The sequence below is a fragment of the Herbaspirillum sp. CF444 genome (assembly GCF_000282135.1).
GTDB lineage: Bacteria > Pseudomonadota > Gammaproteobacteria > Burkholderiales > Burkholderiaceae_D > Herbaspirillum.
The window spans coordinates 12,478-24,566 of the sequence record NZ_AKJW01000028.1; the positions used below are offsets into that span (position 1 = coordinate 12,478).

General features: G+C 59.6%; 12 protein-coding genes, 1 tRNA gene and 1 pseudogene. 7 read left to right on the top strand and 7 right to left on the bottom strand.

Annotated elements, in window-relative coordinates; genetic code table 11:
• The first annotated feature begins 161 nt into the window (after positions 1-161).
• On the top strand, positions 162-626 hold the full coding sequence (locus PMI16_RS07390; protein WP_007878051.1) for a hypothetical protein: 465 nt from the start codon (positions 162-164) through the stop codon (positions 624-626).
• A 194-nt stretch (positions 627-820) separates the two neighbouring features.
• On the opposite strand, the gene PMI16_RS07395 is transcribed toward PMI16_RS07390, so the two are convergent.
• The 3 genes from PMI16_RS07395 to PMI16_RS26405 are packed head-to-tail and all read right to left on the bottom strand — an operon-like array spanning position 821 to position 3,547.
• The gene (locus PMI16_RS07395; RefSeq protein ID WP_007878052.1) at positions 821-1,423 is read right to left on the bottom strand and encodes a lytic transglycosylase domain-containing protein; all 603 of its coding nucleotides are present in this window, start codon (positions 1,421-1,423) and stop codon (positions 821-823) included.
• Between the two features lie 24 nt (positions 1,424-1,447).
• Positions 1,448-3,172, bottom strand: coding sequence for a proline--tRNA ligase (locus PMI16_RS07400; protein ID WP_007878054.1), 1,725 nt, complete (start codon positions 3,170-3,172; stop codon positions 1,448-1,450).
• Between the two features lie 54 nt (positions 3,173-3,226).
• Positions 3,227-3,547, bottom strand: coding sequence for a hypothetical protein (locus PMI16_RS26405; protein WP_237719812.1), 321 nt, complete (start codon positions 3,545-3,547; stop codon positions 3,227-3,229).
• On the opposite strand from PMI16_RS26405, the gene PMI16_RS07405 reads away from it, so the two are divergent.
• The gene (locus PMI16_RS07405) at positions 3,464-4,021 is read left to right on the top strand and encodes an RNA pyrophosphohydrolase (protein WP_237719808.1); all 558 of its coding nucleotides are present in this window, start codon (positions 3,464-3,466) and stop codon (positions 4,019-4,021) included. The two genes, PMI16_RS26405 and PMI16_RS07405, sit on opposite strands and share 84 nt — an antisense overlap.
• A 5-nt stretch (positions 4,022-4,026) precedes the next feature.
• Positions 4,027-4,593 carry a CNP1-like family protein gene (locus PMI16_RS07410; protein ID WP_034379523.1) on the top strand — a complete coding sequence of 189 codons (567 nt, stop codon included), beginning with the start codon at positions 4,027-4,029 and terminating at the stop codon, positions 4,591-4,593.
• 78 nt (positions 4,594-4,671) lie between these two features.
• Here the strand turns inward: PMI16_RS07410 and proB are convergent, their stop codons facing one another.
• The 4 genes from proB to rplU all read right to left on the bottom strand — a co-directional run bounded on the left by proB (position 4,672) and on the right by rplU (position 8,022).
• Positions 4,672-5,790 (bottom strand): glutamate 5-kinase, encoded by a 1,119-nt coding sequence (gene proB, locus PMI16_RS07415; RefSeq protein WP_007878060.1) that lies wholly within the window; start codon positions 5,788-5,790, stop codon positions 4,672-4,674.
• Between the two features lie 133 nt (positions 5,791-5,923).
• Entirely contained in the window at positions 5,924-7,033 is a 1,110-nt protein-coding gene (gene cgtA, locus PMI16_RS07420; protein ID WP_007878062.1) for an Obg family GTPase CgtA, read from the bottom strand.
• A gap of 382 nt (positions 7,034-7,415) precedes the next feature.
• Positions 7,416-7,673 carry a 50S ribosomal protein L27 gene (gene rpmA, locus PMI16_RS07425; RefSeq protein WP_007878065.1) on the bottom strand — a complete coding sequence of 86 codons (258 nt, stop codon included), beginning with the start codon at positions 7,671-7,673 and terminating at the stop codon, positions 7,416-7,418.
• A 37-nt stretch (positions 7,674-7,710) separates the two neighbouring features.
• Positions 7,711-8,022, bottom strand: coding sequence for a 50S ribosomal protein L21 (gene rplU / locus PMI16_RS07430; RefSeq protein WP_007878066.1), 312 nt, complete (start codon positions 8,020-8,022; stop codon positions 7,711-7,713).
• A 269-nt stretch (positions 8,023-8,291) separates the two neighbouring features.
• Here rplU and ispB point away from each other — a divergent pair, with 269 nt between their 5' ends.
• From ispB to PMI16_RS07450, 4 genes and pseudogenes are all read left to right on the top strand, one after another.
• The gene (ispB, locus tag PMI16_RS07435; RefSeq protein ID WP_034379511.1) at positions 8,292-9,281 is read left to right on the top strand and encodes an octaprenyl diphosphate synthase; all 990 of its coding nucleotides are present in this window, start codon (positions 8,292-8,294) and stop codon (positions 9,279-9,281) included.
• 20 nt (positions 9,282-9,301) lie between these two features.
• Positions 9,302-9,378 (top strand) — tRNA-Pro (locus PMI16_RS07440).
• Between the two features lie 35 nt (positions 9,379-9,413).
• Positions 9,414-10,715, top strand: coding sequence for an HlyC/CorC family transporter (locus PMI16_RS07445; protein ID WP_034379513.1), 1,302 nt, complete (start codon positions 9,414-9,416; stop codon positions 10,713-10,715).
• A gap of 156 nt (positions 10,716-10,871) precedes the next feature.
• Positions 10,872-12,071: pseudogene (locus PMI16_RS07450) on the top strand (ATPase, T2SS/T4P/T4SS family); the annotation flags it as partial.
• Positions 12,072-12,089: the final 18 nt, after the last annotated feature.

The following is a 12,089-nucleotide window of genomic DNA, read 5'->3' on the forward strand; positions in this document are numbered from 1 at the left end:
TCCGCCAACGATTTATAACAATACGCTCCAACACCTACATCGGACCATCATGCACGCCGACAGCGCCGTCCTACAGGGCCGTGATATCGCTGTCGCCGGATGAACTTTGCCGTTTTCGTCGCAGTCTAGACTGCACAGACGTCACCCGAAAGGACATCAGCATGACATTTCCTCGTCCACACATTGCTCACAGTACCGGGCATTTTCATCCGCATTCCTATCATCCGGCGCTACGTAAAGCCATCGCCATGTTGAGTGTCGCCGCTGTCTGCCTGCTGGTGGCGAGCACCGCTTTCGCAGCAGCAACGACAGGCAAGAACAACGCCGAACTAAATGCGCAATACCAGCGTGAAAAGGCGGCTTGCACCAGCGGCCAGTCGAACCAGGACAAGGCAACCTGCCTGCGCGAGGCCGGTGCGGCGTATCAGCAAGCCAGACAAGGCAAGCTGGACGCCAACCAGTCGCAACAATACAGCCAGAACGCGGTAGAACGCTGCAAGTCCTTGCCGACGCAAGACCAGGCCGACTGCCAGCGACGCATCGACAATCCGACCGAGATTGAAGGCAACGCACTGTCCGGCGGCATCTTGCGCAAGGAGGTGACGGTGGTGCCGGCGTCACAATAAAAGATAGTGACCGGAACGCATCATTCCACCACGGCAAGCCAACGGACTAGCGACGCCGCCGGAGGGAATCGACGCATTGCAGGAGCGCGGAGATTCCCTCTTTTTATTTGCATATTATTTCTTCGCACCACATTTGATCGTGGCCTATCGATGAGCGCAACGTGCCTCGATTCGCCATCTGCCCTAGCTGCGCGCTATTGACCTGCAGGCTCCCATCGTTTCTTCGCCTTCAAGACTGCCGTCGGATACTCCGGCAAGCCGCGGCTGCCGTTGTATTTGCCGAGCGCCATGAAGTAGTCGCCGCCTTCCTGATCGAGATACAGGCGCAGGATGGCGCAGCCGTAGCGCAGATTGCTGCGCATGTGGAACAGCTTGCGACGATCGCCGTCGCCGATGGCACGCGTCCAGAACGGCATGACTTGCATGTAGCCGGTGGCGCCGGCCGAGGAAATTGCGTATTTGCGGAATGCGGATTCGACCTGGATCAGTCCAAGCACCAGCGCTGGATCGAGTCCGGCCCGTTTGGCTTCGTACCAGGCGCTTTCGAGGAATTCGATTCTTTCCTCGCGATCAGGGAGCTTGTCGGAGAGACGCGCCGACATGTCGCCAAGCCAGTTGAGATAGGCGATACGCTGTTCGATGTCATCGAATTGCGGCTTCGGCGGACGGGCGTCCGCCACCGCTTGCGCCAGGGCCAGTTTTACGGAATCGGCCAGACGCTCTTCTTTCTGATTGCCCGCGTGGGCGGACAGGTTTCCGCACCACGCCAGAATCAGCAGCAGGCACAGCGTGCGCATGCTTTGGACACCAACCCCGTCACCTCAGGCCAGCTTGCCCTTGATGAAGGCCAGCGCATCGGCCAGCGGCACCGGCGTTGCGGCAGTGTCGCGACGGCCCTGGTATTCGATCTGCCCATCCTTCAGACCACGATCGCCGATGACGATGCGATGCGGCACGCCGATCAGTTCCCAGTCTGCGAACATCGCGCCCGGACGCTCGCCGCGATCGTCCAGAATGACGTCGACGCCCGCAGCAACCAGCGCGTCATAGAGCTTGTCGATTTCAGTCTTGACGGCTTCGCTGCGGTCGTAACCCATCGGGCACAACACCACTTCGAACGGCGCCAGCGTGGCCGGCCAGATGATGCCCTTGTCGTCGAAGTTCTGTTCGATGGCGGCGCCGAGGATACGGGTAATCCCGATGCCGTAGCAACCCATTTGCAGCGGCTGCGGCTTGCCGGCTTCGTCGAGGTAAGTGGCTTTCATCGATTCGGAATACGCCGTGCCGAGCTGGAACACGTGGCCAACTTCGATGCCGCGCTGAATCGCCAGCACGCCCTTGCCGTCCGGCGAAGCGTCGCCTTCGACGACGTTGCGGATGTCGGCGACGACAGGCTCGGGCAGATCGCGGCCCCAGTTGGCGCCGGTGTAATGAAAATCCGCTTCATTGGCGCCGCAGACGAAGTCGCTCATGTTGGCGACGGTGCGGTCGGCCACGATCTTGACCGGCTTTTTGGTGCCGATAGGACCGAGGTAGCCCGGCGGCGTGCCGAACCATTCGACGATTTCCGCTTCGTTGGCAAAACGGTAATTGGCCAGGCCGGGGATCTTGCCTGTTTTGACTTCGTTGAGTTCGTGATCGCCGCGCAGCAGCAGCAGCCAGACTTCCTTGTCTTCCGGCTTGTCTTTCTCAACGGTCAGCACGATGGACTTGATAGTGCGTTCCAGCGGCAGCTTCAGCAGCTCGGCCACGGCTTCGCACTTGGCCTTGCCCGGCGTCGCGGTCTTGGTCAGCGCTTCGGCGGCAGCGCCGCGGGTGGCGTTGACGGCCACGGCTTCGGCCGCTTCCATGTTGGCGGCGTAGTCGGAAGTCGGGCAGTACACCAGCGCGTCTTCGCCGGTGGCGGCGATGACGTGGAACTCGTGCGAACCGGAACCGCCAATGGCGCCGTTGTCGGCGGCCACGGCGCGGAACTGCAGGCCGAAGCGGGTGAAAACCCGGACATAGGCGTCATACATGATCTGGTAAGACTTTTTCAGGCCGTCGACGTCGCGGTCGAAGGAGTAGGCGTCCTTCATGGTGAATTCGCGGCCGCGCATCAGGCCGAAACGCGGACGGCGCTCGTCGCGGAATTTGGTCTGGATGTGATAGAAGTTGACCGGCAATTGCTTGTAGCTGCGCAGTTCGGTGCGGGCCACGTCGGTGACGACTTCTTCCGAAGTCGGCTGGATGGCGAAATCACGGCCATGGCGGTCCTTCACGCGCATCAGCTCGGGCCCCATCTTGTCCCAACGGCCGGTTTCCTGCCACAGCTCGGCCGGCTGGACCACCGGCATCAGCAGTTCGACGGCGCCGGAACGGTTCATTTCTTCACGCACGATCGCTTCCACCTTGCGGATCACGCGCAGGCCCATCGGCATGTAGGTATAGATGCCGGAGCCCAGCCGCTTGATCATGCCGGCCCGCATCATCAGCTTGTGGCTGACGATTTCGGCGTCCGAAGGAGCTTCTTTCAAGGTGGAAATAAAAAATCGGGAGGCGCGCATGACGATGAGTTCTTTTTAAAAGAGGAGGGTTATAATCAACGTAATTTTAAAGGATTAGCTGGCTGATGCGCCCACTCTTTGCACAATTGATCGCTGTTTCACGCACATCTCATGCGGATGTGCGGGCACCTGATGCATCCGATGCCGCACCCGATGCAGGTGAGCGCTGCCAATGATTGAACCATTGGCGGCGTAGACCGGATTGGGCAAGAGAGGAAGCCCTGCCGCAGAAAGTTTTGAGGTACCAACATGCTGGATCGAGAAGGCTTCCGCCCGAACGTCGGCATCATCCTGCTTAACGCCCAGAATGAGGTATGGTGGGGCAAGCGGGTTAAGGAACATTCGTGGCAATTTCCGCAAGGCGGAATCAAACATGGCGAAACTCCGGAACAGGCGATGTTTCGCGAACTGGAAGAAGAAATCGGCCTGAAAGCGGAACACGTCAAGATCATCGGTCGTACCCGCGACTGGCTGCGCTATGAGGTTCCCGATCATTTCATCAAGCGTGAAATCCGCGGACATTATCGCGGGCAAAAACAGATCTGGTTCCTGCTGCGCATGGTCGGTCGCGATTGCGACGTCAACCTGCGCCTGACTTCGCATCCCGAATTCGACGCCTGGCGCTGGCACGACTATTGGGTGCCGCTGGACGTCGTCATCGAATTCAAGCGCGACGTCTACCAGCAGGCGCTCAAGGAATTGTCCCGCTTTCTGGCGCGCCCGCAGACGACGCATCGTCGTCCCGATGGTCAGGGCCAGACCAAGAATGGACAACCGCCATCGGATCATCCAGGCAATGCCCAGCAGGCGGATCCTTGCGGCTCCGCCACTCCGCCCACCAACAAGTGAACTTCATGCCCCAACGCTTCTGGAATACCCTTGCTTCACGCCGGCTTGCCCGCACTCTGACCGCAGGCCTGCTGCTGTGCTCGGCCACGCTCAGCTTTGCTCAACAACTGGGCGGCTTCGACGAAGAATTCGACGATGAAGAAAAGCCATGGCAAGAAATTGCCCTGCAGCTGCCACCGAACCCATTGCCGGAAAATCTTGTTGAATTCTACGTCGGTCCAACCACGCCGTCGAAGTCCTATGTCGACCTCAAGTCGCTGACCATCGGCAGCGACAACGTCGTGCGCTACACCATGATGACCAAGACCAACGGCGGCGCAATCAATATCGTCTACGCAGGCATCCGCTGCGAGACCTACGAAGTCAAGTGGTACGCCTTCGGCCACGCCGACGGCAAATGGTCGCGTTCGCGCCAAGACAAATGGACGAGAATCAAGGACGCCGGCGCCAATCGCCAGGACGCCGCGCTGTACAAAAGCTATTTCTGCCAGAACGGCATGCTGGCCGGCGATGTGAAAAAGACCATAGCCCGCCTGCGCGAGAACCGTCCGCTGGATCCGGCGCGCGATTAAATCAGGACCAACCGCAACAATGCAAAACGGGCGCAGCTGAACACTGCGCCCGTTTTTTACCTGCGGATTTTTACGGCATCACAGCAGAACCAGGTTGTCGCGATGGATCAGCTCAGGCTCTTCCACGAATCCCAAGATGGAAAGAATCTCCGACGACGGATGCCGCACGATGCGCCGCGCATCCGAGCTGGCGTAGTTGCTGATGCCGCGCGCGATAGCCTTGCCGGCGGCATCCACGCAGGTAATAACGTCGCCGCGGCCGAACTCTCCGCCGACCTCGGTCACGCCGATCGGCAATAAGGATTTGCCTTCCGCCGTCAGCTTTTGCACGGCGCCATTATCCAGCACCACGCGGCCTGCGGTTTGCAAATGATCCACCATCCACTGCTTGCGCGCCGTCAGTTGCGCGGTCTGCGCAGTCAGCTGGGTGCCGATGGCTTCGCCGGCCGCCAGACGGCTCAGGACGCGATCTTCACGTCCCCAGGCGATCACGGTGTGCGCGCCGGACGTCGCCGCACGCTTGGCCGCCAAGATTTTGGTCAGCATGCCGCCGCGGCCGATGCCGGTGCCGGCGCCGCCTGCCATGGCTTCCAGCGACAAGTCGCCGGCCTTGGCTTCGTGGACGAACTGAGCATCCGGGTCGCGGCGCGGATCGGCCGTGTAGAGACCGCGCTGGTCGGTGAGGATGATCAGGACATCGGCCTCGATCAGGTTGGCGACCAGCGCACCGAGCGTGTCGTTGTCGCCGAACTTGATTTCGTCGGTCACGACGGTGTCGTTTTCATTGATGATGGGGACGACGCCGAATTGCAGCAGCGTGAACAGCGTCGAGCGCGCATTCAGATAGCGCTCGCGATCGGCCAGATCGGCATGCGTGAGCAAGACCTGCGCGGTGCCGAGCTGATGGGCGCGGAAACTGGTTTCGTAGATTTGCGCCAGGCCCATCTGGCCGACGGCGGCGCAGGCCTGCAATTCGTGCACGCCGGTCGGACGGCGCTCGAAGCCGAGGCGCTGCATGCCTTCGGCGATGGCGCCGGAGCTGACCAGCACCACTTCCTTGCCCAGCGTGCGCAGGTGCGCGATTTGTTCGGCCCATTTGGCGATGGCGGCGGCATCCAGGCCTTTGCCGTCATTGGTCACGAGCGATGAGCCAACTTTGATGATCAGCCGCTTGGCTTGTTGTATCACGGAATGCATGTTGTTTTCGGAAAGTCGCGCCGGGACGGCAATTCACGATGTCTGCCGCCACGCATGCGACAACAGACACCTGTCGAGAACAAGATAGTAAACGATTTACCGGCCCGCCAGACGATGACCGGCAGCGGGAAGATCAGTCGATGACCTTGAAACGCGGATCGTCCGGATCGATGGAGGAAATGCCGCGGGCTTCTTCGGTCATCTGGGTTTCTTCGGCGCGGTGTTCCTGATTGCGCTTGGTTTCCAGGTAGCCGTAGATTTCCGTGATCAGGTCTTCGCAACCATCGCGGGTCAGCGCGGAGATTTCAAATACCGGGCCCTTCCAGCCGAAACGCTTGACGAAATCCTTGACGCGTTTGGCGCGCTCTGCTTCCGGCACGACGTCGAGCTTGTTGAGTACCAGCCAGCGCGGCTTCTCGAACAGGGAGTCGTCGTACTTTTGCAGTTCCTTGACGATGGCCTTGGCTTCCTTGACCGGATCGACGGTATCTTCAAACGGTGCCAGGTCAACGATGTGCAACAGCAAACCGGTGCGCTGCAAATGGCGCAGGAACTGTACACCCAGGCCGGCGCCGTCTGCTGCGCCTTCGATCAGGCCCGGGATGTCGGCGATGACGAAGCTTTTTTCATGGCTCACGCGCACCACGCCCAGATTCGGGTGCAGGGTGGTAAACGGATAATCGGCAATCTTCGGACGCGCGTTCGAGACGGCGGAAATGAAGGTCGACTTGCCGGCGTTCGGCATGCCCAGCAGGCCGACGTCCGCCAGCACCTTCAGCTCCAGGCGCAATTCGCGGCGTTGGCCTTCCTTGCCTTCGGTCTTTTGACGCGGGGCGCGGTTGGTGGAAGTCTTGAAGTGGATGTTGCCCCAACCGCCTTCGCCGCCTTGGGCCAGCAGCACGACCTGCTCATGCTCGGTCAGGTCGGCGATGTGTTCGCCGGTGACGTTGTCGACGATCAGGGTGCCGACCGGCATGCGCAGGAAAATATCGTCGGCGCCTTTGCCGTAGCAATCGGAACCGCGACCGTTTTCGCCGTTGCGCGCTTTGTGCAGCTTGGAATAACGATAGTCGATCAGGGTGTTGACGTTACGGTCGCCCACGGCCCAGATACTGCCGCCCTTGCCGCCGTCGCCGCCGTCAGGGCCGCCGAAAGGACGGAATTTTTCACGGCAAAAACTGGCGACGCCGTTGCCGCCGTCGCCTGCGATCAGTTCGATCTTTGCTTCGTCGATAAACTTCATGATTGTTACCGCTAACTTAAAAGTAAGAAGCTCTGCTTAAATAACCTGGCAAGCGGCAAGCATCAATGAAGACCGGTCGCCGGAGACAGTGTCCGAACGGCGGAGGCGCCACAATAAGGGGCCGCCAGATCGGAACACGGGTAGCTTAGGCAGAGGTTCCTGAAGCTACAAGTACAGCCGCGTCAGCCGTGCCGCCGGTCAAAAAATGAGCTCGACGGAGGCCCTGCGCGCTGCAGGATGAATACAAAACGGACAAGCTTAAAACTAAAAAAGGCTCCACCAGAGGCAGAGCCTTAAACAACTTTTGCTAAGGCTTTCGCCTTATGTAGTCACTGATGTGCAGGACTCAAGTCGAAACCGGGTTAGCAACCCGGTTTAAAACTCAAGCAGCGACAACAGTCACGTACTGGCGCTTCGCAACGCCCTTGATCACGAACTGGACTTTACCTTCTGTCAATGCGAACAGAGTGTGGTCCTTGCCCATGCCGACGTTTTCACCAGGGTGAACCTTGGTGCCGCGTTGACGAATGATGATGCCGCCGGCATTGATTGCCTGGCCGCCGTAGACCTTGACGCCGAGTCGTTTCGACTCTGAATCACGGCCGTTGCGCGTGGTGCCGCCGCCTTTTTTATGTGCCATTTATATGACTCCTTGTATCTAGTTTGACCTACGCCGATTAAGCGTTGATCGAGACGATTTGCAGTTCGGTGTAGTTCTGGCGATGGCCTTGACGCTTCTGATAATGCTTACGACGACGCATTTTGAAGATCTTGACCTTGTCGTGGCGACCCTGCGCTATGACAGTAACCAGCACCGTTGCACCCTCGACCAACGGCGCACCGAATTTCACGGTATCGCCTGCGCCCACTGCGAGCACTTGATCCAAAGTGATTTGGGAGCCAATGTCTGCCGGTATCTGTTCTACTTTAAGTTTTTCACCAGCGGCAACTTTGTATTGTTTGCCGCCGGTTTTTATGACCGCGTACATGTGAAACCTCATCGAATGAATGAAAAAATTTTCTTTTCTCCCAAGGCGCAGCCCATGAAAAGCGGCTTTTGAATCGGGAAAACCTCCAATTATACATAGACTTAGCCTCCGCGTCAAAAGGTCTTGACATTCCTGCGCAACACCGGAAGAAAATGGCAATACGGCAATTCCGCGGGCCGAAGCTACAATCCGATACATACGCCGGCGCACTTACCTTCGCGCTTGTCATCGTATAATCACGGCAATCTTGATTTTTCACAGGTTCAGCCTTGTCCGCCGCTCTCCAATCCGCTACGCCAAATTCCTTCATTGACCCGATAGCTGCCGACATGGGCGCGGTCAATACCGTTATTCGCCAGCAACTTTATTCCGAAGTCCCGCTGGTCAATCAGGTTGCCGAATACATCATCAGCGCCGGCGGCAAGCGCATCCGGCCCGTGCTGGTGTTGCTCATCGCCAATGCCTATTCCTATCAGGGCAACGCGCATCACTCGCTGGCGGCCGTGATCGAATTCATCCATACCGCGACGCTGCTGCACGACGACGTGGTCGACGAATCCTCGTTGCGCCGCGGCAAGCAGACCGCCAACGCCCTGTTCGGCAACGCCGCTTCGGTGCTGGTGGGCGACTTCCTGTATTCGCGCGCCTTCCAGATGATGGTCACGGTCGGCAACGCCCGCGTCATGCAAATCGTGGCCGACGCCACCAATGTGATCGCCGAGGGCGAAGTGCTGCAGTTGCTGAACATGCACAACCCGGACGTCAACGAAGCCGATTACCTGCGCGTGATCCGCTCCAAGACCGCCAAGCTGTTCGAAGCCGCCGCGCAACTGGGCGCGTTGATCGCCGGCGCCGACGAAGCCGGCATCGATGCCGCCGGCGAATACGGCCGCTCGCTGGGCACCGCGTTCCAGTTGATCGACGACGTGCTGGACTATTCCGGCAACGCCGCCGAGATCGGCAAGAACGTCGGCGACGACTTGCGCGAAGGCAAACCGACGCTGCCGCTGATTTATCTGATGGAAAACGGCACGCCGGAACAACGCGAGCTGGTGCGTAGTTGCATCGAGAACGGCGACGAGCAGCATTTCGATCAGATCCTGTCCGCGATTACGAGCTCGGGCGCCCTGGATTACACGCGCCAGGAAGCGCAAAAAGCAAGCCGCCGCGCAAGCGATGCAATTGCTTCGCTACCCGATAGCAAGTACAAAGATTCTTTGCTAGAATTATCCGCTTTCGCGGTGGACCGTAATCATTAACACAATATGATGCGGGCAGTCGGGGTGTAGCTTAGCCCGGTAGAGCGCTACGTTCGGGACGTAGAGGCCGGAGGTTCGAATCCTCTCACCCCGACCAAACGAAAATCACATCAACTACCTTACGGTGACCCTTTGGATACCGTGCCCATATGGGTGCAAATTCTTGCACTGGCACTTCTGATTCTTTGCTCGGCTTTCTTTTCCATGACCGAGACCGCCTTGATGGCTGCCAACCGGCATCGCCTCAGGCATTTAGCCAAGCACGGCAACAGGCGTGCGATCACCATCCTCTGGCTGCTTGAACGCACCGACAAACTGCTGTCGCTGATCCTGATCGCTAATACGTTGATCAATGCGCTGGCGACGGCGCTGGTCACGGCGCTGGCGATTGCCGCCTTCGGCAACCACGAAAAGGTCATCACCATCGCCACCGCCTGCGTGGCCGGCCTGCTGATCATCTTCGCGGAAATCGTCCCCAAGATCATCGGCGCTACCTTTCCGGAACGCATCTCGCTGTTCACCAGCTTCATCCTCAAGCCGCTGATGGCGCTGGCCAAACCGCTGCTGTGGGTGGTCAACATCATCGTGTCGACCATCCTGCGCATCATGCACATCAAGGCCAGCGGCCGCTCCCACGACCAGCGCCTGTCGCCGGAAGAATTGCGTTCCATCGTGCTGGAAGGCGGCAACTTCATCCCGCAAAAGCACAAGAGCATCCTGCTCAACCTGTTCGACCTGGAAAAAATCTCGGTCGAAGACGTCATGACGCCGCGCGCCCAGGTTGAAGCGCTCAACCTGTCGGTCTCCATCGACGAAATTCGCCACCAGCTCGCCACCTGTTATCACAACAAGCTGCCGGTATACGAAGGCGAAATCAATCAGATCGTCGGCATCCTGCACGTGCGCAAGGTCGTCACGCTGTTCAGCCAGGACGAAGAAATTTCCAGCGAAGACATCCGCCCGCTGCTGAGCACCCCGTACTTCATCCCGCAGGACACCGACGTCTTCACCCAGTTGCAATACTTCCAGGAAAACCACGAGCGCCTGGGCATCATCGTCGACGAATACGGCGAAGTGCAGGGCCTGGTGACGCTGGAAGACATCATCGAAGAAATGATCGGCGAATTCACGACCTCCGTTCCCGGCGCGGCGCGCGCCGACAGCTTCAGCTGGAACCAGGACGGCGAATGCCTGCTGGAGGGCACCACCACCTTGCGCGACATCAACAAGCGCCTCGGCCTGAGCCTGCCGCTGGACGGTCCCAAGACGCTCAACGGCCTGCTGCTGGAATGGCTGCGCGACATCCCGGAAGCCAACGTCTCCGTCAAGATCGCCGGCTGCATCATCGAAATCATCCAGGTGCAAAACCAGGCGATCAAAGTGGTCAAACTGATCGTGCCCAAAGGCATGAAAGCGGCGAAAGCCGAACAATAACGATATACAAAATCGCGCCCCATGCGCATGATCGGACGCTTCCGCTTCTCGCCGAGAAGCCCGATGAATCCATCACATGCAACGAAGCGATCCGACATGGGCATGCCGGCCTGACGCCGGCTTCCGTCCGGAAGCGTTTCCCTCCCGGCCATGCACCAACAACCTGCCCGCTCCGCCAGCCACGCGCCTGACGACACGCCCGTCGTCCACTACCTGCAAAAAATCCTGCTCGACGCCATCAGCCTCGGCGCTTCCGACCTGCATTTCGAACCGTTCGAGCAGTTCTATCGCATCCGCTTCCGCATCGACGGCCAGCTGCGCGACGTCCTGGAGCCGCCGCTGGCAATGAAAGACCGGCTGTCTTCGCGCATCAAGATTCTCGCCAATCTCGACATCGCCGAGAAACGCGTGCCGCAGGACGGTCGCATGAAGCTGGCGCTGTCGAAGACGCGTTCCATCGACTTTCGCGTCTCGACCTTGCCCACGCTGTTCGGCGAAAAGATCGTCATGCGCATCCTCGACGCCGGCCAGACGCAAACGGGCATTGACGCGCTGGGCTACGACGCGGTGCAAAAGGAATTGCTGCTGCAAGCCATCCGTCGGCCTTACGGCATGGTGCTCATGACGGGGCCGACCGGCTCCGGCAAGACGGTGTCGCTGTATGCCTGCCTCAACATCCTGAACCAGCCCGGCACGAATATCTCCACCGTCGAAGACCCCGCCGAAATCAACCTGCCCGGCATCAACCAGGTCAACGTCAACGAACGCGCCGGACTGACGTTTCCTGTGGCGCTGCGCGCCTTCCTGCGCCAGGACCCCGACATTGTCATGGTCGGCGAGATCCGCGACCTGGAAACCGCCGACATCGCCGTCAAGGCCGCGCAGACCGGCCATCTGGTGTTTTCCACGCTGCATACCAACGACGCGCCGTCGACGCTCACCCGGCTGATGAACATGGGCGTTCCGGCCTTCAACATCGCCTCCTCGGTGATCATGATCACGGCGCAGCGACTGGTGCGCCGGCTGTGCGGCTGCAAGCAGCCGGCCAACCTGCCCGCCGACACATTGCGCGAGGCAGGTTTCGACGATGCCGACACCCAAGGCAACTGGCCGCTGTATCGCGCCGCCGGTTGCCCGCGCTGCGGCAACAGCGGCTACAAAGGGCGTGTCGGCGTTTATCAGGTCATGCCGGTCGGCGAAACGATTGAACGACTCATCCTCGCGCACGCGTCGACGCTGGAGATCGAATTGCAGGCACGCAAGGAAGGCGTTCTCAGCCTGCGCCAGGCGGGACTGAAGAAGGTCCGGGAGGGCATCACCAGCCTCGACGAAATCCTCGCCTGCACCAACCTCTGACGCGACTGCCTGCAACCG